The organism is Chryseobacterium indologenes (assembly GCF_018362995.1).
GTDB lineage: Bacteria > Bacteroidota > Bacteroidia > Flavobacteriales > Weeksellaceae > Chryseobacterium > Chryseobacterium indologenes_G.
Genome location: NZ_CP074372.1, coordinates 2,047,980 through 2,072,244 on the forward strand (window position 1 = coordinate 2,047,980; position 24,265 = coordinate 2,072,244).

The following is a 24,265-nucleotide window of genomic DNA, read 5'->3' on the forward strand; positions in this document are numbered from 1 at the left end:
TTAATCACAGTAGGTTATTACATTTAAAAGTCCTGAAAGAATGTACAACTTTCAGGACTTTTATGATTAAAATGCTTTGTTTTTAAGCCATTACCTCATTATTTCTTCTTGGAGCTTTGTCGCAAAGAACGTCTGCAATGCTCCTGGAAATAAGGTTTCCTTCTGTAAGATTATCCAGCCAGAAGAATTCTCCTGCGGCATTGATCTCGATGAAGTAGTATTCATCTTCAGGAGAAACAATCATGTCTATTGCTCCGTAATCTACATTGTAAATATCCAGGAGTTCAAGCAGTTTTGCTTCTACATCTGCCGGAAGTTCTGTTCTGCTCCATTTATCAATCAGATTGATTCCGTCTTTTCTCCAGTCTACTTTGGCATCTTCGGATTGCTGGGAATCTATTTCAAATGCATAAACATCTCTTCCCACAATGGTAATACGAAGTTCTTTTTTCTTTTGAATCATCTGCTGAAACTGCATTGGGCAATACAGCAAGGAATCCAACTCTTCCAGCTTATTTTCACTGACAACATTGGTAAAGACTACACTTTCAACACCGTCTTCATAGATGGCAAAACCGGTCTGCATTTTTGCCACTACATTTTGATGTTTCAGAATAAATTTTCTAGCTTCATCAGGATTATTGGTAAGGCAGGTTGCCGGAATGGTCAGTCCTAATTTATCTGCAATTTTCAATTGTTCTTCTTTGCTGTCCAACCTTCTGTAAATACTTGGTTTTCCCAAAGAATAAGCATCTACAGACTCAAAGAAACCGAAAAGTGTATTTCTGATTTCGCCCATGGCCGCACCGTAAAACTTAGAGTCCATTTCTTCTTTTAAGCCTTTTCCGATATTGTAAGCTCTTCTGTACCAAATGGCTGAAATATCATCTAGACGGTGCTTTGCATCCGGAGTTTCAAGAAAACTTACCCATTCCCCATCCTGAAAAATGGTGGAAAGCTTGTTTTGTAAAGGATAAACGTCAACATCAAAGCGAATAACTTCACAGTTATTTTTCTCGATGTATTCTGTTACTTTTTCAATAGAAAAGTTATCTGCGGTATGGGTTATAATTAAAATTTTATTCATGGAAATTAATTCTGTTGATAAGATTATCGGCAATTCTTTCTGCAATGGGAAATCCCAGCTCTTTTTGCAGCATTCCCCACTCTCCCTGCGGATTCACTTCAAGGAAATAATATTCCCCGTCTCTTCCTTTGATCATATCAATGGCTCCTATGTAAAGTCCCATTTCATGCATCATGGAAGTGAGATTGGCTTTTACAGGCTCCGGAAGTTCGTACGCTGACCAGAAATAGCCTTCGTGAGCTACTCTCCAGTCTGCATTTTCACTGTTATTGATCTTTCCTGTAAAGAAATCACCGTCTACATAAACGATTCTCAATTCGTATTCTTTTTCAATATAAGGCTGAAAAATCATCGGGCAGTATGCAATGTCTGAAAGGTTTTCAAGTGATTCCTCTTCAATTATTGTAGTGGAAATCATGTTTTCACCTGACATTGTTTTCGCCGTTACTCCGTGAAGCTTAGCAATTGCTTTTCCCTGACAGTATTGATGGAAAAAATTCGTTATTTTCTCTTCATCATTGGAAAAAATAGTTTTGGGGATCGTTAAGTTATTTCTTTCTGCAATTTTAAGCTGAAATATCTTATTGCCGTCAACTTTTTTTTCATTTTCATAGGGATTGATCCACGGAATATGCTCTAAGGCAGTTATCAGGTTGTAGCGCAGGCTTCCATATTCGTTCAGGAAGATTTTTTCATAATCCTGGTCCAATTCTTCAGGAGTACTTATTCTCCACGCTTTTCTGTGCCACACTCCTTTGATTGCATCAGAATGAATGGTATTTCCGGATTCATCAGTCAGTTCAAATGAATTTTCATCAATGCTGATTTTCTGAAGATGATTCAGTCGGTCAGAATTCAGTCTGAAATAAGGAATACTTTTGGAAGCCAGGTATTCGAAAAAGAGATCAATATTATAAAAATCCTGTGAATGGGTGATGCAGAGAATCATTTGCCGGTTTTTATTAAAAAGGGAAACTTACTATTTAAGTTTCCCTACTATTTTTTATTATATTCTACTTATTATAGCGGAATAAAGATTGTATCATCATCACCGTCAGATGGATATTTCAGCGTGTGCATCATATCGTCTTTTGGGGAAGTTACCGTGTCTACTGCCGGCTTTGTAATCAAATCTGTTTCAGCAAGTGTTATATCACCTCCTCCTTTTACGGTTTCAGGATCTTTAACCTGCTTTTCTAAGAATGATGCGAAAAAAGGCTTCTTCTTTGAGTTTTGGTTTTTCATAATGTTTAGTTTTGGTTTGATATATAATTAAGCTTAAGCTGTATGTATATTCTTATACATCTAAAACATCCTCATCTCCGTCAGAAGGATATTTCATTGTTACATTATCATTATCAGGCTTGGTAACATTATCCTTAAGAGGAGTAGTGATCTGATCCTGGAGAGATGTAGTAATCTGATCTGCCAATACAGAAGTAATACCTCCACCTTTTACTGTTTCAGGGTCTTTAACCTGTTTTTCTAAGAATGTTGCGAAAAATGGCTTCTTTTTTGAATTTTTGTTTTCCATAAGTTAATATTTTTATCGTTTTGGAAATCCAAAGTACAAAAAATTCAAATCATGGAGAAATAATATTACATTTTAATAAAATTTTAACATAATATTGAAAATCAAAGTATAATATTAATTTAATCCAAGAAACTCCTTCACAACATTTGCGAAATCAACCGGATTTTCTGCCTGAACCCAATGTCCTGCATTTTTTACCGTAACGACTTTAGCTTTAGGAAACTGCTGTCTGATCCCAAATTCATCCTGCGGCAGAATATAATTGGATTTTGCTCCTGCTATAAACAGTGTCTCACCTTCAAAAACTCCAAACTTAATGGCATTGGATACAAATTCCGTATATTTCTCAGACAGGGTTTTAAGGTTAAATCTCCAGCCCAGTTTTTTATTGTCATCCCAATACAGGTTTTTCGTTAAAAACTGTACGGTAGATCTTTCCGGAATATATTGGTTCAGGACTGCTTCCACCTCATTTCTTGAAGTTACCGTATTAAAATCAACAGTTTCCAGTGCTTTGATAATTCCCTGGTGATGTGGCGGATATGCTTTAGGTGAAATATCCACAACAATCAGTTTTTCAACGTGTTCAGGATATTTTATAGCAAACTGCATCACTGCTTTACCTCCTAAAGAATGTCCTAAAACATTAGCTTTCTGAATTCCATAATGATCCATATAACGGGCAATATCATCTGCCAGATCATCATGAGACATACTTTCGGAATGAAAGCTTCTGCCGTGGTTTCTAAGGTCGATCAGATGTACAGTAAGGTATTCTCCCAGGTCTTTTCCGAAGCTTCCCCAGTTGTCAAGCATTCCAAATAATCCGTGAAATACAAGAAGCGGCGTATGAGTTGAATTTTCGCCGAATATTTTTGAGTTTAAAATTTCCATATTTTAGAAGTTAAATGTGAGAAATCAGAAGTCAGATTAAAAGTTCTCATCATTTTATTTACATTATCAGTGTGTAAACTATATGAAAGATCAGAAACGAAGTTTACTAGCTTCTAATCTCTAAATTCTGATTTCTTATTAATTACCATTTTGCCAGTCTCTTCAGATAAGCCTGAACCGTATTTTCCAATCCCATATAAAGTGCTTCGGAAATCAAAGCATGCCCTATAGATACTTCCAACAGGTTGGGAATGGTGTCTGCAAAATATTTAAGGTTTTCTAAGCTTAGATCATGACCCGCATTGATTCCCAATCCGAAATTGGTAGCCTCAACTGCAGTGTCGTAATAAGGTTTTATAGCTTGTTCTTTATTGATCAGATAATTTTTTGCGTAAGCTTCAGTATACAGTTCTATTCTGTCTGCGCCCGTTTTAGCAGCATATTCTACCAATTCCGGCAAAGGATCAAGAAAAACAGAAGTACGGATTCCCGCCTTTTTGAATTCTGCGATAATGTCTGTAAGGAAACCGAGATGCTTTTTGGTATCCCAGCCTGCATTGGATGTAATTGCATCATCAGCATCCGGCACTAAAGTTACCTGCTCCGGCTTCACCTCCAATACCATATCGATAAAACTCTGATGTGGATTTCCTTCAATATTAAACTCAGTCGTAACCAACGGCTTCAGATCATAGACATCTTTTCTTGTGATATGCCTTTCATCAGGTCTTGGGTGGATGGTAATTCCTTGTCCTCCGAATTCCTGAATTTTTACAGCAGCTTCTGTAACACTTGGGGTTTCTCCTCCTCTTGCATTTCTTATCGTCGCAATTTTATTAATGTTTACGCTTAGTTTTGTCATTTTTTATTTTAGATGTTAGATATAAAATGTTAGAAGCTGAAAGCACGGGCTGGAAATAAATCCAGACTTTGTACTTCTATTGGTCTTCCACATTTATGATCATTTAAAAGTTTAATTTAAAATTTGTTTAAAAAGTGCTGAAACTTCCAGCTTCCCTCTTCTGCCTTCCAGCTTTTCTATACTTTCACACTTACCTGCATCACCTGAAGTTCAAATTCTTTGGATGCCACCAATAAATGGTCAAAAATATCGGCCTGAATCTGCTCAAAACGTTCCCATTTGGAATCATTCGCAAAACAATATACTTCAAGAGGCAGTCCTTGTGGGGTAATGTCCAGCTGACGTACCATGCGGGTTCCGTTTTTATCTATGTCCGGATCATTTTCAATATATTTCTGGGCATAATATCTGAAAACCCCGATATTGGTAAGCTGCCTTCCATTCACAATTTTATCCTTATGCTCAAGACTTTCTTTCTCTTTTTTGATCTCTGATGTTCTTTCCTCCAGATAATCTGAGATCAGGTTAATCTCCTTTAAACGCTCAACATCTTCATCCGTCAAAAATTTAAAAGAATTGATATTAAAGTAAATTGATTTTTTTATTCTCCTTGTATTGGATTCAGACATCACCTGCATATTCTTGATTTCAGTGGTCATCAGGTCATAGGTAGGAATGGTGGAAACGGTCTTATCAAAATTGGTAATTTTGGTAGTCAAAAGATTGATTTCTGTAATATTTCCTTCAATACTGTATTTGGGAATGCTTACCCAATCTCCTACTTTTAAATTTTTAGAAGTGGCAACATGAAGCCCTGTTACAAACCCTAAGATCGTATCTCTGAAAACCAATACCAGCACCGCTGTAATCGCCCCAAGACTTCCTACGATAGTGGTTCCTTTGATCCCAAAAATGACACAAAGTCCTACTACAGTAAATATAAAAAGTCCTAAAATCTTTACGGTTTCTGAAATGGCATTAAGTGCCATAATCTTGTAGAAATCCTGTTTGATGCTGAAATAATTTCTAAAAGCAGTCAATGATCTGTATAGCATTCCTGCTAACATCAGTACCAATCCCAGATTAATACATCGTATTATAAAAATGGTTGTTTTGGGCAATGCATTTTCCGGAAATATAGATCCCTGAATGCCGGCAACAGCAATCAAAGCTGCAAAATGGGCTACAGAATTGGTGATTTTGGCCTGATAAATAGATTTTAAGATGGGAAATTTCTGTTCATTATGAAATAACCTGAAGACAGAATTAATGATGAATTTAAAAACAAAATCAGTGATAAAAAACAGAACGAGAAGTAAACTCAACTTTACAATGATATGGAAAACCCAGTCCAGCCCGGAAGGTGATATCTGGGTAATATAAATGTAAAGCTGTTCACTCAGCTCCTGTATAAAGTTTTTAGTTTCTTGTAACTGGTCATTCATTACAGCAAATTTATGAAATTAAGAATCATCATTTTACTATTCGCAATCAATTTTCATCCCAAAAAGCATTCATTGGGAAATATTTAATAAAATTTTTTATTGAATAATAATTATAAAATATAGAATCTTCCACAACCCTTAATTATAAATGAAAAATTAACTACAAATAACAATTTTAAATAAAAAATATTAAAATAAATTACACATTTAATGTTTAAATATTAAAAAATTATTAAATTTGATTAAAACTAAACCAATCAAAATCAAATAAATATGAAACAAAATTACCTGTTGATTATGCTATGCAGCCTTGTGCTTCTAGTTAATTGTAAAGGAGACGACTCTGTTACTCCTGAAGAAAATCCTACTAAAGTAGTTGCCACAGGAAAAGTGGAAGGTAAAGTATTCGCAAAAAACGGTACCAAACCAGTGGGAGGAGCTCTTGTATTCACTACCGACAGCCAGAGCAATATCTACCATACGTATTCCGGTGCTGATGGCAGCTTCAGTTTAACAGCACCTGAAGGCATTACAACGCTTCACATTCAGACCGGTGACGGTAAAAATTTCAGATCCGAAGTTCCGGTCACGATTAAAAAGAATGAAACGGTTACTGTAGCCGCAACGGACTCAAAGTTGGATCAAATCGCAAAAATGGCTTATATAAAAGGAAATTATGATGAAATTGAAGCGATCATAAGTTCTCTTGGATATACTGCTACTGAAATTACTTATCAGGACTTAAAAAACATCAATACCATTTCCCAGTATGATATTATCTTCCTGAACTGCGGATCCCGTACTTATGCACAAACCGGCACTTCATCGCCAAGCAATGACAATAATGTATATTCCAATCTTTCTACTTTTGTAAGCAATGGCGGAAGTCTTTACAGCTCAGACTGGGCATCGGCTTATCTGGTAGGTGGAAATACAAATACGGTAAGCTGTAATGCTCCTGGTGGTTTTATCAATGATAATCTTCTTTGCCTGAAAGACATTGGAGCTGCAGGCGCATATACTGGCTGTAGTGTTTCAAATCCTGCATTGGCAACCGCATTAGGGTTTAATACATTAGACATTGACTATGATATGGGTTCATGGGAGAAAATTCAGAACTATGATCCCGCATTCTGGGATGTTCTTGTACAGAAAGGCAACGAGCCACTGATGATAAGAACAAGACATTATACAAACCCTTCTGCTCCGCTAACTCCTGTAGGAACTTCTTTAAACAATAATCACATCACGATCTGCCATCATACAGCAAGCGGGAATAATATTACCATTACTATCAATCAGAATGCATGGAATGCACATCAGGCACATGGAGATACCATGGGACCTTGCTCCGGAAATTCCAGCAGCGGAAATATCTACTATACCACATTCCATAACCACGCCAGTGGAAATATCGGTAAAGCAGGACCGATTCTGGAATACGTAATCTTAAATTTGTAATAAAATTTTATAACTCAGTTCTCAAGGTGGTCTTTTATAAGGCCACTTTTTTTATATTGCATCTATATTTTAAAGAATGGATACAACAATTATTAATATTTTCTGCCTTATTCTTCTGTTTATAGGAATATTGGGAACTTTTCTTCCTGTTTTGCCGGGGCTTTTACTAAGCATCTGCGGGCTTCTGATCTATAAATTCGGGACGGATGCGGACCTTCCTATGATCTATATCTGGGCTTTCGGGATTCTTACCATAGCATCTGTGGTATTAAGTTATGTCATTCCTGCAAAAACCAACAGAAAATACGGAGGTACGCGTTGGGGAAGCATCGGGTCTGTGATAGGAACCATTGTTGGTATATTTATTCCGATTCCCTTAGGTTTTCTTATCGGAATGTTTGCGGGTGTATTTATTGGTGAATTACTTCATGACAGTAAGGATATGAATAAAGCCTTACAATCTACCAAAGGAGCACTGATTGGATTTATTTATGGAACTGGATTCAGTTTTGTGGTAGGAGTGGCAATGTTTTTGGTAGTACTTCTTAATATGTTTAACGTTATTTAATTAAAATATAAGAAACTATGTTCCATAAAGTTATCATACTCAGTCTGGGAATATTTGCATTAACCGGATGCGATGCCCAAAAGAAATCTAAGATGAACACAAAAGCTACTGAAATGCCAGCAAGTACAAAAACTACAAACACAGGTAATCAACAGGATGGCATTCTATACCTTAGTGAAGGAGAAAATAAGTTCTTAAGAGAATACCAGATGAATGTGACATTCAAAGGGGTTTCTGAAGACAGCCGCTGTCCTGAAGGAGCGAATTGTATCTGGGCCGGTGTTGCTCTTGCTCAGGTGGAGGTAATGGGAACTTCTACACGACCAATGATTCTGAACCTGGCCAGCGCAGATTATCCCGGAAAAGATTATCACCAGTCGGCGGAATTCAATGGATATATTCTTACACTACAAGATGTTGCCCCATCCCCAAAATCACAGGATGGCACAAAAGCACTGTCAGGAAATTATAAAATCGGGATTACTATAAAAAAGGCAAATCCATCAACTGATTCTACCAGGAAATAGGCTTCTTCCCTTTGGAAACAAGATACTCATTAATTTTTGAGAAAGGCTTGCTTCCAAAAAAACCTCTGTACACAGAAAATGGTGAAGGGTGTGCCGATTTCAGAATAAAATGCTTAGCCGGATTTATGAGTTCGGCTTTTTTTTGTGCAAAAGCGCCCCACAAAACAAACACTACGTTCTCTTTTTTGTCTGAAATTTCTTTAATAATAAAATTTGTGAATTTTTCCCAACCCAGATCTTTATGGGAATTGGGAGAATGAGCGCGAACCGTTAACGTTGCATTCAAAAGTAAAACTCCTTGTTTTCCCCAGTCATCCAGTTCTTTGGAAGTTCTTACTACTCCTAAATCATCTTTTAACTCAATAAAAATATTCTTAAGTGATGGCGGTGCTGCAACCTGTTCAGAAACAGAAAAACACAAACCATTTGCCTGAAAATCATTATGGTAAGGATCCTGCCCGATAATAACCACCTCAATATCATCAAAAGGCGTCAGCTCCAGCGCTCTGAAAATCTGATTCTTCGGTGGAAAAACTTTAGTTGTTGCATATTCATTCTTTACTTTCTCCCAAAGGGTTGTAAAGTATTCTGTACTCTTTATAGGGGCTAAAATTTCTGTCCACGTCATAATGCAAAAATAATAATATTAAAATAAGAGCCTGCATTATACTTTAAATATCTTCAGTTTTCTTTCGATCAGCATATAAGAAATATAAGACAGTAACAACGAAAAGGATATTAATAAAAGATTATTAAAATGATAATTACTGACAACAGCGAAATCCTGCTTCTTTACAATATAATGGATAATATATAATGAATAAGAGATATTTCCCAGGAAATAAATTGGTTTGGTTTCCAAAAATGTTTTTAAATAGTTTTGCTTTCCTTCATACAGATATTTTATCATAAATGCAGACAACAAAGGAATAAACAACAGTCCTTTTTCCACAAACAGCATAGAGAGAAACAATATAAGAATGATATAAATAATGAGATTTTCTTTTTTCATTTTAAATGGTGACAAAAGAGCTACTCCAATTCCAAGAAAATAAGAGGAAACTGTTCTTAATAAAGAAACAAGACCATAAGGAAGATCAAGATATCTTGGTGATTCTCCTACTTCCATGAGGTGTTCGGAACCTATGTACAAGTGGCCGGGTAAATAAGGAAGTACAAATCTCAAAACCAAACTTGCAATAATTAAAACTTCGCTTCGTATTTTATAATGCAGGATAAGCCACAGCATAAAAGGAAAAATCAGATAGCAAACCCACTCTGTACTGAGTGACCAGTAAACAACATTCAGCAGATAATCAGGATTAAAAAAACATTGTAATAATGTAGCATTTATAAAGAATCCGCCGATATTACTTTTCTCTAAAAACAAAACAATAAAAATGACTGATATAATGTATACAGGATAAATTCTATTGATTCTTTTTTTATAAAAAACCTCTATTTCTTTATAATTCAGTTCTTTAAATTTTCCTGCATAAGAAACAGTTAATAAAAAAGCACTTAATACAAAAAAGATATCCACCGCCACATATCCCTTCCCTACTATATCCTGAATGAATTCATTCCTAAAAAAACTAAAATGAAAAAAAGCTACCCATAATGCAACAACCCCTCTAAGCCCCGTTAAAGATTTTATTTCATTTTTCATATATAATTTCAATCGGTGATAAAGATAGAAAAAACCTGTTAGATTTTATATTCCCTCATTACCGGACAGTCTTTTTAAACTAAAAATAATGTTATCCGGAAAACCTTCATCTTTCTTTCCCTCCAGCAAAATAAAATCATGCTTTACAAGAAGTCCTTTTGAGTTTTCATTGAATCTATTTGTGATTGCTACAATTTCCTGTAAATGCAGTTCGTCAACTCCAAAATTTAAAACTGCTTTCAATGCTTCAGATATGATCCCCTGTCTGTGGTATTGCGGCAGCAATTCATACCCGACTTCTGCTGTTTTCCGGTCTTCAGAAAAATTCCACAGACAGATTGTACCGATAAGATTCGGCTGGTCTTTTAGAGAAATTCCCCAATATACAGTTTGATTATTTTGAACTTTTTCCTTAATCGTTAAAATAAACTGAAGCGCATCATAGTTTGTCTTGGGTGATACCCTTTTCACAAACTTATTGACCTCCGGATTGCTTCGGATTTTTAAAATATCTTCTGTATGGCTTTCATTGATTCCTTTTAAAATCAACCTTTCAGTTTCCAGTTTCATAACTCAAATGTAATAAAAAGAATATCATAAATAAATGCAAAGGTTATTATATTCTATTACTCATTTTGAGTAAGCAAAGAAGCGCGGCTAAGCCACTGATGAATGAAGGATAGCCCACACGCTTAGAAGAATCAATTTCATTGATTCCGTCTTTAAAAGAACAATTCTAAAATCATCAATTCAAAGTTAATTTATTCTGTAAATCTCTCAGATATACGTAATAATCAAAATTCTCACTAAATTTGCACTGTGTATATAGATAAAGAAGATTTAGACGAATTAGAGTTTCCGCAATTGCTCGCGGAAATCTCCCCATTTGCGTATTCTCCGAAAACAAGAGAAAAAATTCTTCAACTTCGCCCAATGGAAATAGATGAGGCGGAACTTTCATTAAAAAAAACGTCGGAATATCTGTCGAGTTTTGAAAGTTCAAATGCGATTCCGTTTGATGAATATGAAGATATTGAAAGTGAGCTGAAACTGATGCTGATTGAAAACTATCGTTTGGAAAATGCTGCTTTCATCAAAATAAAAACCATCACGGAACAGATCGGAAAACTACAGAAGTTCTTCCCTACCATGCCGGAAACATTTCCTACTTTATTAGAAGAAGTTTCTGTACTGGAATTCAGAAAAGAGATCATTGATAAAGTAGATAAGGTTTTTAACCGTTTTGGTGAGGTGAAAAATGAAGCTTCCCCTGCTTTGAAAGGCATAAGAACTGAAATTCAGCTTGCCAAAAAAGCGATCCAAGAAAATTTCAACCGCGCACTCACCACATATGGACAGAGTGACTTTTTGGATGACATACGGGAAACCATTATTGATGACCAAAGGGTTCTGGCTGTAAAATCAGGATTCAAAAAAAGAGTGCCCGGAAGAACGCTGGGAATTTCCAAAACAGGCTCCATTACTTACATCCAGCCGGACAGTGTTGTAAAGCATTACTTCAAGCTTCGTGAAAGTGAAGAGGAAGAGAAAAAAGAAATCGACAAAGTTCTCCGACAGCTTACCGCAGAACTGGCAGAGTTTCAACCTCAGCTATGGAGATATCAGGTTTATATTTTTGATCTGGATCTTACAAGAGCGAAAGCTAAGTTTGCTGATTTAGTGAACGGAATTCTTCCAAAGATCAACCGTCACAAGACATTGAAACTTAAAGATGCCTACCATCCCTTATTATGGCTAAGAAATAAAGTAGAGAATAAAACGATTCACCCTCAGACTCTTGCTTTAACGGAACATAACAGGATTATTTGTATTTCCGGGCCTAATGCCGGTGGAAAATCAATTACCCTGAAAACAGTAGGCCTATTGCAGCTGATGATTCAGAGTGGTATTCTGGTTCCGGTTCATCCCAAATCTGAAATGTTTTTCTTTGAGAAGATTATGACTGATATTGGTGATAATCAATCCATTGAAAACCACCTATCGACCTATTCATCGAGATTGAAGAAAATGTCCGGAATTATCCGTGAGGCTGATGCCAATACCCTTCTATTGATTGATGAATTCGGTACCGGTTCTGACCCTGAACTTGGAGGTGCTCTGGCAGAGAGTTTCATGGAGTTTTTCTATGATAAAAAGAGTTTCGCGATTATTACCACTCACTACACCAATATTAAACTGGTGATAGAACAGCTTCCCAATGCCCAGAATGCAGCCATGCTCTTCAATGAAGAAACACTGGAGCCGATGTATAAACTGGAAGTAGGCCAGGCAGGAAGTTCATTTACCTTTGAAGTTGCGGAAAAGAATAAAATTCCAAGATTTATAATTCATTCTGCCAAGAAAAAGGTAGAGCACGATATCGTTAACCTCGACAAGACTATTGTAAAGTTGCAACAGGAGAAATTTGAAGTTGAAAAACTGAAATCCGATCTTGCAGAAAGAAAAGAGTCTGTAGAAGATAAGCGTGACAATCTTCAGAAACTGAATGATCAGCTTCAGCAGAAACTGTTCAATTTTCAGAAATTATATGAAGAGGAACACCGTAAGCTTCAGTTCGGGAATAAGATTGAAACCTTCATCGACAGCTATACAAAGGGAAAATCCAGAAAGGATGTTGTAAAAGACTTTGTAAAACTTCTTGAGCAGGAGAAATTCAGGAAATTAGGGCATGATAAGGATGAAACAAAACGTCTGCAGGTTGTTAAGAGAAAAATTACGCAACAGTTGAAAAAAGAGGAAGTGATTGAAAAAATTGCAGAAACCAATGAAAAACTGGAAGAACAGCGTAAAAGCGACCGTGCTATTTGGATGAAAATCGGGCAGCGTGTTCGTATTACGGGAAGTACCAGTGTGGGAACCATTGAAAAGATTTCCAGAAACAAGGTAATTGTCAACTATGGAACCTTCAAGACAACGATTAATGCGGATGAACTTGAGAGAATTTAATTAATCTTAAAATGAGTTTAAAAATGAACTCATCTACGCAAATATTAAGAGAGAGCACCAAAAAGGTACTCTCTCTTTTTTATTTTTATTTCTTAATGAATTTTAAACGGATTGCACTGTTTTTATCTTTCAATTGAATAAAATAAATTCCTGCGGATAAATGACTAAGGTTTACTTTATGATCAGAAACTTTTCCTTCACCTCCTTTCTGTCCCAATACATTATAAATTTCATAATTCGTTGCTTTTGAAATTCCGGAGATATTTAAAACATCAGATGCTGGATTGGGAGAAATTTCCGGTTTTACAGACTTCCCTGATTCTTCCACTCCAAGTGTTAAATTTATCAAGTCTACGCCATAATCTTCAACTTCTCCGTAGGTAAATGTGCTACAGGCATCTGCAGGCATCGTTTGACTTGTGACAACCCTCATGGTTACGCCACAAGTTATCAATGCTGCCAGACTTGGAATCGTAAAAACAGAAACTCCCGGAGCAGCCTGAGTGATATTATTGGCCACCATAACTCTTTCTGTAGATTCAAAAATTCCGTTGGCATTAAGGTCTATCCATGCTGTTACAGTTGTTGTACCCGGAGTACCGGTCCAGGTATTTGCTACTGAAAGTTTATTTCCTGTACTTCCTATATAAAACTTTACCCTACGGCTCAGATCACTTCTGTAATCTGTGTAATTGGAAGCGCCGGAATCGCTTATCATTGGAGATGCTATTCCGGAAGAAGTTACTGTAACGTTGGAGATATGCATCATACTTGTATCTGTAGAGGCACTTGAACAGTAATTCAGTGTTGTTGTAAAAAATATAGGGTTCGACCACATTCCCTGGGTAGTGCATATTTTACTACCTGCACTTCATAAACTGTACAAGGCTGCAGATTCGTAATCGTAAATAAATTTTGCCCCGGTGTAGGAGTAGCTACCATCCAGCTAGTAGTTCCGGGTATTCTGTATCTGATGAAATTATTCGGGGTATCAGGATCAGCGGTCCATGTAACAGTTCCGGTGGTAAGGGTTATAGCAGACATCTGAACACCGGTGGGAACGTTCGTATCACAATAAAATAAAGATTCTGATCCTGCTTCTATTTTGTTTTCTGCCTGAAAGCTGGAAATGCCCAAAATAAAAGAGAATACATAAAGTAGTTTTTTTGTCATGTTTATTAGTTTTAAAATTCTCTTGAAAAATAGGGATTTTATAGAATATACTTGATATTTGCACCATATATTATTGTTTTTTTTAATACTTTTAAATTATACACATAAAAAACATATCCATTAACAGAATATCACTGTCAAAAGCTCTTTCTTATCATTATTTGAAACAAATACAAGATTTTAAAGAACTACCCGTATAATTATCTTCCGAAAAGCATTTAATTTATATATTTGGGGGATCAAAAAATTTCATAATGACTTTCATAAACAAAGCATTCTATGTATCGGCCTTGAGTATTTTTTCTTTAGCCTTTGTAAAAGGGCAGAATAAAGTTCCTTTCGGAGTGGTAAAAGCTGAAGAAGGATATGCCAATGTAAGGGTTCATAAAGACAATTACAGGAAAATTGTGGACAAGATCCGTATGCGTAAAGGAGATGTATTTGTTTATGTAAAGCCTGCCCCCGGAGAAACAGAATGGATCTGGATCAAATATCCTGAAAAGCAGGATGAAGACAAACCATTTGTACGCTATGAAACACTTGATAAAGAAGGAATGGTTAACAAAGAACGTATTGCTTATATTGATCAGCTCCCAGCCTACACTCCTTCCAGATCCAAAAACGGAAAATCACTTATTTTCACAGATAATTCTGATCCTAAAGTCCCTACTGCCCAAAGAAGCAAAGTAGTAATTGATATCTACCCTTCCAATGCAGGCTATCGTAAGAAAGAAAAAGATGCTGAAGGAAAACTTCTGACCATCGATAAAGTAAAACCTTGGGGAATCGGAAATGATCTTCCTGAAGGAATGACTGAAATCAAATCAATCAGAGTGCAACAGCCAGGAAGAGGTTCTGTCTTTGTAAGAGAAGCCATCAAAAATATGTTCCAGCCTACTATGGATTTTGAGAACATTGGCGTAACGTCCCTGGATACCGACAATATTTTCTTATACATGATAAACGGTTCAGGAGAAAACAGATACACTACATTGTGGACGATCAAGAAAGGAAGAGTAATCAGCCAGATTATTTACCATAATCCGGAATAAATTCATTATTTTTGCCCCGAAAAGTTTTAACGCTTATTCATCACAGAAATTGGTTCTGCATCACTGCAGATTAAAAGGGAACCGTGTGAAAATCACGGACTGTCGCGCAACTGTAAGTAACTGAAATCTTTATCAAAGATCCACTGTGCGAGGCATGGGAAGGAGATAAAAGATGTTACAAGTCAGGAGACCTGCCTATTTCTTTAAACAAATAACTTTCGCGATTTGAAGTTGTATTGATCTGATGGATTGTTTCAGGGGTTCTCTAAGTTCCTGTCATTATTCTGTTGTTTTAATATCGTTTTCATTTCGCTTTAATTAATAATGATATATGACTACAGAAGAAAGAATTGAAGCATCCGAAACCAGAATCTTTAAAGCGGTTTTCCCTAACACAACCAATCATTACGATACCCTTTTTGGTGGTACGGCCATGCAGCTGATGGACGAAGTAGCTTTTATTACAGCCACCCGATTTGCCAGAAAAAGAGTGGTAACGGTAAGCAGTGACAAGATCGATTTCAAAAAACCTATTCCTGCCGGAACAATTGTAGAACTGATCGGGAAAGTTTCCTACGTGGGAAAAACCAGTATGAAAGTAAATGTTGAGATCTATACTGAGCAGATGTATTCCTATGAAAGAGAAAAAGCCATTGTAGGAGATTTTACTTTTGTAGCGATTGACGAATTCAAGAAACCAATCCAGATACTATAAATGATAAATTTTCGGGCGGCCAGAGGCCGCCCGAAGCTTTTTCTATGTTCTTTACACTTATTTCACAACCTTTTCCGTTTCCAGACTTCTGTTCAACAGCAGTTCAAAAGCCTCTCCCATTTCATCCGACGCTCTGTTGATGGCATTTTCAAGCATATTTCGGATTTGTCTTTCTGTTACTCCGGCTTCCGTCCAGCTTTTTCCTGAAGTATGAGAATTTAAGATAAACGGCATAATTCTGTCAATCCCACAGGCAAAAATAGCATCAGGGGTTTTCTCTTCTTCAAACTCAAGCCACAGATTGAAAAACTCTGTACGCAGAGGTTGGTCCAGAATTCCGAAAATCTTTTGGGCAGATGCTTTCTCTCTCTCAAACTTTCCTACCATTGCTTTTTCATCAAAAATAAAAGTATCACCAGCTTCTATTTCCACCAGATCATGAATAGAAAGCATTCTTATTACTCTCAACAGATCAATATCCGCGCGGTTTTTAGCATACGGAAAAAGAACCTGAGCCAGAATAATAATCTGCCAGGAGTGTTCTGCCGTGTTCTCTCTTCGGGAATCGTCAGCATTATAATTTCTTCGCTGTACATTTTTCAAAGCATCCACTGCCAGGATAAAATCTATCTCTTTCTGAATTTTCATCTTACTTTTTATTTCTGTTATATTGATCTGCCGGATATACCTTTGTTTTGGTAATCCATTTATTATTGATCTTTTCTTTCGTGATTACCCTTACCTGATCCTCATCGGTCATATCTTCCTCTTTTTCAAGCACCCTGTCCAGTCCTTTATTCGGAATAACGGCATATTCAGTGGTGAAAATCCTGCAACATCCGGATTTACCATAGGAAATAAGACGTTTGCGTTTGGCATCTGTTTCAAAAAAATCAAAGCCACTTGAGCCCAGGTCTGTAAGTTCTTCACTTTTTACAAATGCCATTCTGGTACTGTTGAATACATACACATCATAAGAAGCCGAACTGTAATTTCCCATATTTCCGTTTCTTATCGCCACATCTTCAGTTCCGTCAAAATTAAAATCATCTATAATTACTGAACGCTGGTCATTTGTCAGAGAAATCAATTTCCCCGGAATCAATTTTTGCCCCTGTTCCGGATTTAAAACAAGATTATCAGAAACAAAACTCTGTATCTTGCTGTTATTATTGTCAAACAATTCTACCGTTCCTTTCCCCCCACATTGGCCATCATTACAATTTTCTATATGGATGATTGCGTTATATTTATTTGATACATTTTTTACTTCAAACTGATATTGTCCAAAACATACAGGCCCTAGTAAAACAAAAGCCGATAAATGCTTATATGTATTTAATAGATTCATGGTAAAAGTAAATAGATTTAGGTGTTTTTTTTCCTAACAAAAATACGAATCATAATACCGATCTCAAAATCCCGGCCTTATTATCTGTAAAGATCTGAAACAATTTAACAGCCATTAAATAAAGAGTATTCACTGATAAGAAGCCGTTTCCCGCTATATGCTCATACTCCTCGCGCCCGCCCAGAAGCCAATCTGCTGTGGGGTAACCGCTGCTATCGGGGCTAGATGAGGCAGTGAGCAATGAAATAATTAATGAATAATGAGCATTAGTAATGGGATAGTCTGAATTATTTCTGATTATTTTTCTCAATCACATCAAAAATTTCAACACATTTTCAAGTATTTTTTACCCAAATTCATTTTTCTTAAAATTCACAATAAAAATTATAAAATTGATTATCAGTTGTTTAAATTATTTATTTTAAAAATTTCACTACTTTGTATTGCATAATACCATTTTATTTACATATCTTTGTAATGTAAAATCGAAATAGGTACAACTAGCTAGGTTCCGAACTTCGAAAATTATATAACTAATTAACAAAACTTATCAAAGATGAATACCGAAAATACCAAAGCGCAAATGCGAAAAGGAATTCTGGAATTCTGTATTCTAAGTCTCATCAATAACCGCGAAATGTATGTTTCTGATCTTATTGACGAGCTGAAAAAAGGAAAACTGGATGTAGTGGAAGGAACCCTCTACCCTCTTCTTACAAGACTTAAAAACGGAGAGTTTCTCTCTTACAGATGGGAAGAATCTACAGGAGGACCACCCAGAAAATATTACCAGATCACAGAAAAAGGAAAACTTTTCCTGGATGAACTTCAAAACACATGGAATGAGCTGACAGCCTCAGTAAACCACATCACTCAACAAAATTAAAAAACAAAGCTATGAACAAGACACTCTCAATAGGACTCGCAGGTTTTTCTTTTACAATAGAAGAACACGCATATATAAAGCTCAGCGATTACCTGAACGCACTGAGAAGCTCACTGGATGCTTCTGAAGCTGATGAGGTAATGCATGACATAGAAATAAGAATGGTGGAGATCTTCAAAGACTCCCTGGGAAAACGCGAGGTGATCAACGATACCGATGTAGAAAAGGTAATCGCACAGATCGGAAGCCCGGAAAAAATTGAAGAACAGGAAGAGGCTTATTTTTCTGAAAAAACATCTACCAGAAAGAACTATTCAGGAAACAATTATACTGATAAAAAACAACTGTTCCGTGATCCGGAAAAACAAAAAGTAGCAGGGGTTTGCGCAGGTTTAGCTCAATATGTAGGAATGGACATTACTACTATGAGAGCTATCTGGCTGGGAATTTTCATCTTAGGAATTTTCACTGCAGCCATCTCTTCTTCATTGATCGGTCTTTTATATGTAATCCTTTGGATCGTACTTCCAAAAGCTGAAACAGCGGCAGATTTCCTGAAAATGCAGGGAAAGCCTATGAACTTCGACAATCTTAAGAATGAGTCTAATAAATTGGTTCAGTTTGCCAATGAATCTACTCAGAGGGTCGGAGAAATATACAACGAAAATAAACCTTACATCAACAACGCAGGAAGCGGAGTTTGGAATATATTCAAGTATATCGTAGGAGGATTTTTCGTATTGATGGCTGTAAGCAGTATCATTGGAGTATTTGTACTATTCGGTCTTTTCGGGATGGATACAGACTTTCCAGGTGCCAATGAAATCAGATTCTATATGGATGACCAGGGGCTTGATAAAGTATTGGCAGCTATGATGGTCATCGGAAGCTTAATTCCGGCAATCCTTTTCAGCTTATTAAGTATCAAGATTTTCTCTCCGAAAACAAAACTGAGAAATATCGGATGGGTTGTAGGTGGTCTTTTCCTTATTCTGATTGGTCTAGCAACTTATTTCGGAATAAGCATGGCTAAGAAAGACATGATCTACAGAGGAAGTAAGGAAGATGTAGAGAATGTTGCCATCAACACTCCTTCAGATACAGTATATGTAGATGTAAAGCAGATCAACATTCCTCAGAACTTCAAAGCTTACAACAATGACATTTATTCTGACAAAAGAACAGTTTTTGAAGAAGATTATATCTCAGTAGATGTAACAAGAAAGCCAGATATTAAAACACCTTATCTGATCATCAAAAAAGAAGGAAAAGGATATAACTTCCCAATCCAGATGACAGTTCCTGTAGAAGTTGTAAACAATAAAATACTACTTCCAAACTATATCAAGTATCCATATGAACACAGATTCAGAGACTATAGCCTGAATTATGAACTTGTAGTTCCGCAAAAAACAGTTGTTATCTCTATGAAAAAAGACGGTATCCATATAGATGGAGATTTAGATGGAGACGGTATCAATGACGACGAACAGGACAGTGATGAAGATAACAACAATGTAAGAATTGAAAAAAATAAAATCACCGTAAACGGTTCCAGTATTGAGTACAACTCTGATGATAAGGATAGTATCATCGTAAACGGTAAAAAAGTTCCGAACAACCAGGCAAAGAAAGTAATTGATTCTGCAGTGTCCAATATCAAAAAATCAAATAAAGATATGGACATCAAGATCAAAGACGGAAAAAACGAAATTTCCATACAAACTAAATAATTAACTTCAGAGAGTGGTTAGAAGGTGTGGGTGGATGGCAACCGTTTGAAATTCACACCCTTCTTCTCTCAGAAAAGTGAAAATAAAGCTATATTTAGTTTCTTATGTAAAAAAAAAGTTTTAATTTCGTAGAGCTAAAATTTAATAACCAATCAACCAAAAACGCAACCTTATCATGATACAATTTGCAATGGAATTCGTAATGAAAATCGTAGATTTAATTAGCGGTTTGTTTTAAGAGCGATAATATTTCAATATATTTGTAAAGTATAACCAAAATTTGGTTATACTTTTTTGTTTTTAATTCAAGAAATCTATGAAAAAGCTGATAGGCAAAGCAATGTTAAAAATATTAGGCTGGAAAGTCGTTTTGCAGGGCGATGTCAACAACCTGAACAGGTGTATCCTTGTGGTAGCACCGCACACCCATAATATGGAATATATTTTAGGAAATTTCGCCTATTGGTCCCTGGAAAAGCCTTTAAAAATCATTATTAAAGATGCCCACACCAAAGCCTGGTACGGAAGCCTTGTAAAAGGACTTGGAGGTATCGGGATCGACAGAAGCCAGAAAAATGACCTGGTTAATTTCGTAGCCAAGCAGTTTGCTAAAGAAGATTTCAGTCTTGTTATTACCCCAGAAGGAACCAGAAGCTGGGTCCCGAAATGGAGAAAAGGGTTCTATCATATGGCATTAGCCGCAAAAGTTCCTATCGTACTGGCCGCAGGTGATTTCAAAAGAAATATTGTTTATCTGGGTTATACCATTCCGTATGAAAGAATAGCATCCGTCCCTTTTTCAGAAATCATGCAGGAAATTCAGGACTATTATGTGAAAAACGATATTGTCCCAAAAGTTCCGGAAAACTGGAATCCCAATATTATGGGAACCGGTACTGAATAGATGCCAGATGCAAAATTAAAATCAATTATAAGAAATGAAAGGTCAGACAAAAGAAGAAATATTAGAATTCATCAATAACTGGGGTGATGTAACTCTTGCAAAAACCCTTGAAATAAAGTTCATCGATATTGATCTCGAAAATGAAACCCTTACCGCCACGATGCCTGTTCTTCCGAGAACCCACCAGCCGTTTGGGATCATGCACGGGGGAGCGAGTTGTGTTTTGGCTGAAACTTTAGGGTCAAGCCTGTCCAATATATTTATCGATGGTGAAAAGTATTACGGAGTAGGAACCAATATTAATTCCAATCACTTAAGAAGCAAAAAGGACGGAATTGTAACTGCTACAGCACGTTTTATCAGGAAAGGAAAAACCATGCATGTTTCAGAAATTGAAATCCGTGACGAAAAAGGGGTTTTGATCAATCATACTACGATGACTAATAATATCATTAACAGATAAGTTATCACAGCATAAAAAAAATAAAGAGCTTAAAATAAATTTAAGCTCTTTTTATTTTGACATCTTTAAGACTAGTAATACCTTTGCAGAAAGGAAAATTACTCCGGGAATTCCCTATAGAATTTCCGGTCGTTGATTTTCAAAACTCCTTCATAACTCATGATTTATTTCAAACTTCCTTTCGACGAAAGACTACTGTCTGCCGATGAAAAAAATATAAAAAATGCAGTCAATTTTTATTCCTACAATGGTTCAGAGCAGATCAGTTTCCATGGAAATATTGTTGAAGTTAATTTTGAAGAATTTGCTCATACTTCAATCACAAACGAAGATTTGATCAAAGATCCAACAAATTCTACTGCTGAAACAAAGGAAGAATATTGTCAAACATTACAGGAAGTGATTGAAGTAATCAAAGAAAACAATCTCCCCAAACTTGTTTATTCAAGAAGAAAAATTTTTACAGATTTTAATACAATCAATTATAAAGAGAGCTTTAAAAACCTCTGCAAAACTTACCCAAATGCTTTCAGGTATCTTTTTAATGACGGCGAAAATGCCTGGATGGGTGCTTTTTCCGAGCTATTAGGGAAATTCAATAAATCTACTCATCAATTTGAAACTATGGCCTTAGCGGGTACTCTTCCGGTATCTGAACAATGGTCTGAAAAGGAAATTGAAGAACAAAAACCTGTCACAACTTATATTCAGAGTATTCTTAAAAATTATTCTGACAATGTAAATCAATCGGAAACTTACGATCATATTTCCGGTAATATAAAACATTTAAGAACGGATTTTAAAACCACCATCCAATCAGGGGATCTTGATAAGCTCATTCAGGATCTGCACCCCACTCCAGCGGTCTGTGGAATTCCTAAAAATTTCTGCAATGAAAACATTCGTAAATACGAGAAATTTCCACGCGAATTCTATGCCGGATATATTAAAATCGAAACTGAAGAGAGTATTCTGTATTTTGTAAATCTACGTTGTGCAAGGCTTTATAAAAACGCTGTACATGTTTTTGTAGGAGGTGGAATTACAGCACAAAGCAATCCGGAAAAAGAATGGACCGAAACAGAACTGAAGTCTGAAGCCATATTGAAAAATCTGGTGATTTCTTAGAAAAGAAAAAAGTAGGCATTCAGCACAATATCTTTATTATATTTAACCAAATATTTCACAGACTTTCACAGAGATGTTGAGTATACTTTTTCTTTGCTGAGTGTAACGCCTTTGCGAACGGCTCCAATGCTATTCATTAAAGCTTTGCGAATATTGCGTTGGAATTATGTTTTGGCTAAAGCCGTTGGAATTTTTATTATTTATTTAAATGGGCTAAAGCCCATTCCTATTGAATAGAATAATCTGTGTTAATTTTTTGATTATTTTTGATTATTCTTTTCTCTAATTAATTTCAACATATAAAAATCAATAGGAACGGGCTTTAGCCCGTTTTCACATTATATACCATTCCATTGGCTTTAGCCAAAACTTATTAAAAATAAAAAACATTACTTTTGATAAAACAACACAAATGGCTTTTATCAAAATTTACATTCATCTTGTCTTTTCTACAAGAAACAGAGATCCTTTTCTCAATACATTTGACATACGTCTTAAGGTTTGGAAACATATCAAAGAATATGCTACAGAAAAAGGAATATTTTTAGATATGATTAATGGATATTCAGACCATTGCCACTGTCTTATTTCTCTAGGCTCTGATCAGAATATTGAAAAAATTGTACAATTAATAAAGGGAGAATCATCTCATTGGATTAATAAAAATGATCTTGTAAAAGGAAAATTTTCATGGCAGGATGAATATTTTGCTGTGTCTGTTTCCGAGTCTATGATAGAATCTGTGAGACATTATATTAAAAATCAGGAGAAGCATCATCAGAAAAAGAGTTTTACTGAAGAGTATAGAGAATTTGTTGAAAAGTATAATTTTAAAACTTAATTAAGTTTTGGCTAAAGCCAATTGAATTTTATTCTATTTAAACGGGCTAAAGCCCGTTCCTATTGATATAAAAAACAGTATTGAAATCTAATGGCAACAATTCCCTGCTCCCTGATAAAAAAACAAAAACCTCCTTCAAAAAGAAAAGAGGTCTGTATCTATATTGAAAAGATTCAATTTATTTCTTTACACCAATTCTGCTCCAGGTATCCATTACAAAAAGCAGAATAAGACCTATTGCAGCTGCTGATGCTGAAAATACAAATCTTACGTTATCTTCATCTCCTAAGATATCTGTTGTCTGCCAGTTGATCGCATAAAGATTGATGGCGATGAATACAATAAACAGTACTAAAAATACTTTATAAAACTTCTTCATGACTCTTAAAAATTAATATAATTCTGCACCAACTGGGCAAAATTTGCGGTGAATAATTTAATTGAAATTGCCAAAAGGATAATTCCGAAAACTTTCTGAAGGATCATCAAAGTAGCATCCCCAATTTTTCTCTCCAACCATTTCGCTGATTTCAGCACCAAATATACGAAAATTGTATTAAGAATAATTCCGAGGATAATATTAATATCATGAAATTCAGCTCTCAGAGACAGTGCTGTAGTTAACGTTCCAGCTCCAGCAACCAGCGGAAATGCGATGGGTACAATAGATGCAGCCTTTGCTTCAGTTGTTTTATTGATTTCAATTCCTAAAATCATTTCCAGAGCTATGACAAAAATCACAAAAGCACCGGCAATGGCAAAAGAATTTACGTCTACTCCAATAAGTTTAAGAATCTTATTTCCTACGAAAAGGAAAACAATCATAATAGCACCGGCAGTAAGTGCAGCCCTTCCGGCCTCAATCTGTCCGAACTTCTGCTGAAGACTTACGATAATGGGAACCGAGCCGATAATATCGATAACGGCAAAAAGAACCATAAAGCTGGTAACGACCTCTTTAAAAGAGAAACCATCAAAAATTTCCATCTCTTTGTAATTAAAAAT

Annotated in this window: 28 protein-coding genes and 1 riboswitch; of the genes, 12 read left to right on the forward strand and 16 right to left on the reverse strand. The window is 35.9% G+C overall.

From position 1 onward, the window contains the following. Positions 1-82: 82 nt before the first annotated feature. The 7 genes from DYR29_RS09155 to DYR29_RS09185 form a co-directional block, all read right to left on the reverse strand. A complete protein-coding gene (locus DYR29_RS09155) occupies positions 83-1,087 on the reverse strand; it encodes an MvdD family ATP-grasp ribosomal peptide maturase (RefSeq protein WP_213280228.1) in 1,005 nt (334 codons plus the stop codon). After that, positions 1,080-2,036 carry an MvdC family ATP-grasp ribosomal peptide maturase gene (locus DYR29_RS09160; protein WP_213280229.1) on the reverse strand — a complete coding sequence of 319 codons (957 nt, stop codon included), beginning with the start codon at positions 2,034-2,036 and terminating at the stop codon, positions 1,080-1,082. Before DYR29_RS09160 ends, DYR29_RS09155 begins: the two co-directional genes overlap by 8 nt. A gap of 71 nt (positions 2,037-2,107) precedes the next feature. Beyond that, positions 2,108-2,332, reverse strand: a complete 225-nt coding sequence (locus tag DYR29_RS09165) for a microviridin/marinostatin family tricyclic proteinase inhibitor (RefSeq protein WP_213280230.1) — start codon at positions 2,330-2,332, stop codon at positions 2,108-2,110. Positions 2,333-2,384: 52 nt separating this feature from the next. After that, positions 2,385-2,621 (reverse strand): microviridin/marinostatin family tricyclic proteinase inhibitor, encoded by a 237-nt coding sequence (locus DYR29_RS09170; RefSeq protein WP_047421157.1) that lies wholly within the window; start codon positions 2,619-2,621, stop codon positions 2,385-2,387. A gap of 114 nt (positions 2,622-2,735) precedes the next feature. Next, on the reverse strand, positions 2,736-3,515 hold the full coding sequence (locus DYR29_RS09175) for an alpha/beta fold hydrolase (RefSeq protein WP_213280231.1): 780 nt from the start codon (positions 3,513-3,515) through the stop codon (positions 2,736-2,738). 142 nt (positions 3,516-3,657) lie between these two features. Further along, positions 3,658-4,377: a pyridoxine 5'-phosphate synthase gene (locus DYR29_RS09180; RefSeq protein ID WP_213280232.1), complete on the reverse strand. Its 720-nt coding sequence runs from the start codon at positions 4,375-4,377 to the stop codon at positions 3,658-3,660. A gap of 176 nt (positions 4,378-4,553) precedes the next feature. Then, positions 4,554-5,822: a mechanosensitive ion channel family protein gene (locus tag DYR29_RS09185; RefSeq protein ID WP_047421151.1), complete on the reverse strand. Its 1,269-nt coding sequence runs from the start codon at positions 5,820-5,822 to the stop codon at positions 4,554-4,556. Between the two features lie 273 nt (positions 5,823-6,095). On the opposite strand from DYR29_RS09185, the gene DYR29_RS09190 reads away from it, so the two are divergent. From DYR29_RS09190 to DYR29_RS09200, 3 genes are all read left to right on the forward strand, one after another. Then, complete coding sequence (locus DYR29_RS09190; protein WP_249413659.1) at positions 6,096-7,283, forward strand: carboxypeptidase-like regulatory domain-containing protein; 1,188 nt, start codon at positions 6,096-6,098, stop codon at positions 7,281-7,283. Positions 7,284-7,359: 76 nt separating this feature from the next. Next, on the forward strand, positions 7,360-7,851 hold the full coding sequence (locus DYR29_RS09195; RefSeq protein WP_213280233.1) for a DUF456 domain-containing protein: 492 nt from the start codon (positions 7,360-7,362) through the stop codon (positions 7,849-7,851). Positions 7,852-7,868: 17 nt separating this feature from the next. Then, positions 7,869-8,378 (forward strand): hypothetical protein, encoded by a 510-nt coding sequence (locus DYR29_RS09200; RefSeq protein WP_213280234.1) that lies wholly within the window; start codon positions 7,869-7,871, stop codon positions 8,376-8,378. Here the strand turns inward: DYR29_RS09200 and DYR29_RS09205 are convergent. Genes DYR29_RS09205 through DYR29_RS09215 form a run of 3 tightly spaced genes read right to left on the reverse strand, consistent with a single transcriptional unit; the run spans position 8,365 to position 10,617 of the window. Continuing rightward, on the reverse strand, positions 8,365-9,006 hold the full coding sequence (locus DYR29_RS09205) for a uracil-DNA glycosylase (RefSeq protein WP_213280235.1): 642 nt from the start codon (positions 9,004-9,006) through the stop codon (positions 8,365-8,367). The genes DYR29_RS09200 and DYR29_RS09205 overlap by 14 nt on opposite strands. 36 nt (positions 9,007-9,042) lie before the next feature. Continuing rightward, on the reverse strand, positions 9,043-10,047 hold the full coding sequence (locus DYR29_RS09210) for an acyltransferase family protein (protein WP_213280236.1): 1,005 nt from the start codon (positions 10,045-10,047) through the stop codon (positions 9,043-9,045). Between the two features lie 45 nt (positions 10,048-10,092). Beyond that, positions 10,093-10,617, reverse strand: a complete 525-nt coding sequence (locus DYR29_RS09215; RefSeq protein ID WP_213280237.1) for a GNAT family N-acetyltransferase — start codon at positions 10,615-10,617, stop codon at positions 10,093-10,095. Positions 10,618-10,866: 249 nt separating this feature from the next. Between DYR29_RS09215 and DYR29_RS09220 the strand changes: the two genes are divergently transcribed. Next, the gene (locus DYR29_RS09220; protein WP_047421141.1) at positions 10,867-13,014 is read left to right on the forward strand and encodes an endonuclease MutS2; all 2,148 of its coding nucleotides are present in this window, start codon (positions 10,867-10,869) and stop codon (positions 13,012-13,014) included. A gap of 85 nt (positions 13,015-13,099) precedes the next feature. On the opposite strand, the gene DYR29_RS09225 is transcribed toward DYR29_RS09220, so the two are convergent. After that, the gene (locus DYR29_RS09225) at positions 13,100-13,852 is read right to left on the reverse strand and encodes a GEVED domain-containing protein (protein ID WP_213280238.1); all 753 of its coding nucleotides are present in this window, start codon (positions 13,850-13,852) and stop codon (positions 13,100-13,102) included. Next, complete coding sequence (locus tag DYR29_RS09230) at positions 13,816-14,187, reverse strand: fibronectin type III domain-containing protein (protein WP_213280239.1); 372 nt, start codon at positions 14,185-14,187, stop codon at positions 13,816-13,818. The genes DYR29_RS09225 and DYR29_RS09230 overlap by 37 nt, the downstream gene beginning before the upstream one ends. Positions 14,188-14,441: 254 nt before the next feature. On the opposite strand from DYR29_RS09230, the gene DYR29_RS09235 reads away from it, so the two are divergent. Together DYR29_RS09235 and DYR29_RS09240 are read left to right on the forward strand one after the other, a co-directional pair. Continuing rightward, positions 14,442-15,239 (forward strand): hypothetical protein, encoded by a 798-nt coding sequence (locus DYR29_RS09235; protein WP_228720149.1) that lies wholly within the window; start codon positions 14,442-14,444, stop codon positions 15,237-15,239. A gap of 33 nt (positions 15,240-15,272) precedes the next feature. Further along, a riboswitch (cobalamin riboswitch) is annotated at positions 15,273-15,452 on the forward strand. Positions 15,453-15,570: 118 nt separating this feature from the next. Then, positions 15,571-15,954 carry an acyl-CoA thioesterase gene (locus DYR29_RS09240; protein WP_002977578.1) on the forward strand — a complete coding sequence of 128 codons (384 nt, stop codon included), beginning with the start codon at positions 15,571-15,573 and terminating at the stop codon, positions 15,952-15,954. Positions 15,955-16,011: 57 nt separating this feature from the next. Here DYR29_RS09240 and DYR29_RS09245 read toward each other — a convergent pair whose 3' ends face one another. Further along, the gene (locus DYR29_RS09245; protein ID WP_213280240.1) at positions 16,012-16,602 is read right to left on the reverse strand and encodes an HD domain-containing protein; all 591 of its coding nucleotides are present in this window, start codon (positions 16,600-16,602) and stop codon (positions 16,012-16,014) included. 1 nt (position 16,603) lies between these two features. Beyond that, positions 16,604-17,305: an XAC2610-related protein gene (locus tag DYR29_RS09250; protein WP_213280241.1), complete on the reverse strand. Its 702-nt coding sequence runs from the start codon at positions 17,303-17,305 to the stop codon at positions 16,604-16,606. 556 nt (positions 17,306-17,861) lie between these two features. Here DYR29_RS09250 and DYR29_RS09255 point away from each other — a divergent pair. The 6 genes from DYR29_RS09255 to tnpA all read left to right on the forward strand — a co-directional run bounded on the left by DYR29_RS09255 (position 17,862) and on the right by tnpA (position 23,260). Then, positions 17,862-18,191: a PadR family transcriptional regulator gene (locus DYR29_RS09255; RefSeq protein ID WP_047421133.1), complete on the forward strand. Its 330-nt coding sequence runs from the start codon at positions 17,862-17,864 to the stop codon at positions 18,189-18,191. Between the two features lie 11 nt (positions 18,192-18,202). Beyond that, on the forward strand, positions 18,203-19,924 hold the full coding sequence (locus tag DYR29_RS09260) for a PspC domain-containing protein (protein WP_213280242.1): 1,722 nt from the start codon (positions 18,203-18,205) through the stop codon (positions 19,922-19,924). Positions 19,925-20,240: 316 nt separating this feature from the next. Beyond that, complete coding sequence (locus tag DYR29_RS09265) at positions 20,241-20,828, forward strand: 1-acyl-sn-glycerol-3-phosphate acyltransferase (RefSeq protein WP_213280243.1); 588 nt, start codon at positions 20,241-20,243, stop codon at positions 20,826-20,828. A gap of 34 nt (positions 20,829-20,862) precedes the next feature. Continuing rightward, positions 20,863-21,291: a PaaI family thioesterase gene (locus DYR29_RS09270; protein ID WP_047421127.1), complete on the forward strand. Its 429-nt coding sequence runs from the start codon at positions 20,863-20,865 to the stop codon at positions 21,289-21,291. A gap of 159 nt (positions 21,292-21,450) precedes the next feature. After that, positions 21,451-22,419: a chorismate-binding protein gene (locus tag DYR29_RS09275; protein WP_213280244.1), complete on the forward strand. Its 969-nt coding sequence runs from the start codon at positions 21,451-21,453 to the stop codon at positions 22,417-22,419. Positions 22,420-22,831: 412 nt separating this feature from the next. After that, on the forward strand, positions 22,832-23,260 hold the full coding sequence (gene tnpA / locus DYR29_RS09280) for an IS200/IS605 family transposase (RefSeq protein WP_213280245.1): 429 nt from the start codon (positions 22,832-22,834) through the stop codon (positions 23,258-23,260). Between the two features lie 178 nt (positions 23,261-23,438). Here the strand turns inward: tnpA and DYR29_RS09285 are convergent, their stop codons facing one another. Then, positions 23,439-23,639 carry a hypothetical protein gene (locus DYR29_RS09285; RefSeq protein ID WP_047421124.1) on the reverse strand — a complete coding sequence of 67 codons (201 nt, stop codon included), beginning with the start codon at positions 23,637-23,639 and terminating at the stop codon, positions 23,439-23,441. Between the two features lie 5 nt (positions 23,640-23,644). Beyond that, positions 23,645-24,247, reverse strand: a complete 603-nt coding sequence (locus DYR29_RS09290) for a MarC family protein (RefSeq protein ID WP_213280246.1) — start codon at positions 24,245-24,247, stop codon at positions 23,645-23,647. Between the last annotated feature and the right edge of the window lie 18 nt (positions 24,248-24,265).

What these genes read in the sequence shown, in the direction of transcription:
- DYR29_RS09155 (WP_213280228.1), bottom strand. Translation starts at nt 1,087, where the DNA reads ATGAATAAAATTTTAATTATAACCCATACCGCAGATAACTTTTCTATT.
- DYR29_RS09160 (WP_213280229.1), bottom strand. Translation starts at nt 2,036, where the DNA reads ATGATTCTCTGCATCACCCATTCACAGGATTTTTATAATATTGATCTC.
- DYR29_RS09165 (WP_213280230.1), bottom strand. Translation starts at nt 2,332, where the DNA reads ATGAAAAACCAAAACTCAAAGAAGAAGCCTTTTTTCGCATCATTCTTA.
- DYR29_RS09170 (WP_047421157.1), bottom strand. Translation starts at nt 2,621, where the DNA reads ATGGAAAACAAAAATTCAAAAAAGAAGCCATTTTTCGCAACATTCTTA.
- DYR29_RS09175 (WP_213280231.1), bottom strand. Translation starts at nt 3,515, where the DNA reads ATGGAAATTTTAAACTCAAAAATATTCGGCGAAAATTCAACTCATACG.
- DYR29_RS09180 (WP_213280232.1), bottom strand. Translation starts at nt 4,377, where the DNA reads ATGACAAAACTAAGCGTAAACATTAATAAAATTGCGACGATAAGAAAT.
- DYR29_RS09185 (WP_047421151.1), bottom strand. Translation starts at nt 5,822, where the DNA reads ATGAATGACCAGTTACAAGAAACTAAAAACTTTATACAGGAGCTGAGT.
- DYR29_RS09190 (WP_249413659.1), top strand. Translation starts at nt 6,096, where the DNA reads ATGAAACAAAATTACCTGTTGATTATGCTATGCAGCCTTGTGCTTCTA.
- DYR29_RS09195 (WP_213280233.1), top strand. Translation starts at nt 7,360, where the DNA reads ATGGATACAACAATTATTAATATTTTCTGCCTTATTCTTCTGTTTATA.
- DYR29_RS09200 (WP_213280234.1), top strand. Translation starts at nt 7,869, where the DNA reads ATGTTCCATAAAGTTATCATACTCAGTCTGGGAATATTTGCATTAACC.
- DYR29_RS09205 (WP_213280235.1), bottom strand. Translation starts at nt 9,006, where the DNA reads ATGACGTGGACAGAAATTTTAGCCCCTATAAAGAGTACAGAATACTTT.
- DYR29_RS09210 (WP_213280236.1), bottom strand. Translation starts at nt 10,047, where the DNA reads ATGAAAAATGAAATAAAATCTTTAACGGGGCTTAGAGGGGTTGTTGCA.
- DYR29_RS09215 (WP_213280237.1), bottom strand. Translation starts at nt 10,617, where the DNA reads ATGAAACTGGAAACTGAAAGGTTGATTTTAAAAGGAATCAATGAAAGC.
- DYR29_RS09225 (WP_213280238.1), bottom strand. Translation starts at nt 13,852, where the DNA reads ATGTGGTCGAACCCTATATTTTTTACAACAACACTGAATTACTGTTCA.
- DYR29_RS09230 (WP_213280239.1), bottom strand. Translation starts at nt 14,187, where the DNA reads ATGACAAAAAAACTACTTTATGTATTCTCTTTTATTTTGGGCATTTCC.
- DYR29_RS09235 (WP_228720149.1), top strand. Translation starts at nt 14,442, where the DNA reads ATGACTTTCATAAACAAAGCATTCTATGTATCGGCCTTGAGTATTTTT.
- DYR29_RS09240 (WP_002977578.1), top strand. Translation starts at nt 15,571, where the DNA reads ATGACTACAGAAGAAAGAATTGAAGCATCCGAAACCAGAATCTTTAAA.
- DYR29_RS09245 (WP_213280240.1), bottom strand. Translation starts at nt 16,602, where the DNA reads ATGAAAATTCAGAAAGAGATAGATTTTATCCTGGCAGTGGATGCTTTG.
- DYR29_RS09250 (WP_213280241.1), bottom strand. Translation starts at nt 17,305, where the DNA reads ATGAATCTATTAAATACATATAAGCATTTATCGGCTTTTGTTTTACTA.
- DYR29_RS09255 (WP_047421133.1), top strand. Translation starts at nt 17,862, where the DNA reads ATGAATACCGAAAATACCAAAGCGCAAATGCGAAAAGGAATTCTGGAA.
- DYR29_RS09260 (WP_213280242.1), top strand. Translation starts at nt 18,203, where the DNA reads ATGAACAAGACACTCTCAATAGGACTCGCAGGTTTTTCTTTTACAATA.
- DYR29_RS09265 (WP_213280243.1), top strand. Translation starts at nt 20,241, where the DNA reads ATGAAAAAGCTGATAGGCAAAGCAATGTTAAAAATATTAGGCTGGAAA.
- DYR29_RS09270 (WP_047421127.1), top strand. Translation starts at nt 20,863, where the DNA reads ATGAAAGGTCAGACAAAAGAAGAAATATTAGAATTCATCAATAACTGG.
- DYR29_RS09275 (WP_213280244.1), top strand. Translation starts at nt 21,451, where the DNA reads ATGATTTATTTCAAACTTCCTTTCGACGAAAGACTACTGTCTGCCGAT.
- tnpA (WP_213280245.1), top strand. Translation starts at nt 22,832, where the DNA reads ATGGCTTTTATCAAAATTTACATTCATCTTGTCTTTTCTACAAGAAAC.
- DYR29_RS09285 (WP_047421124.1), bottom strand. Translation starts at nt 23,639, where the DNA reads ATGAAGAAGTTTTATAAAGTATTTTTAGTACTGTTTATTGTATTCATC.
- DYR29_RS09290 (WP_213280246.1), bottom strand. Translation starts at nt 24,247, where the DNA reads ATGGAAATTTTTGATGGTTTCTCTTTTAAAGAGGTCGTTACCAGCTTT.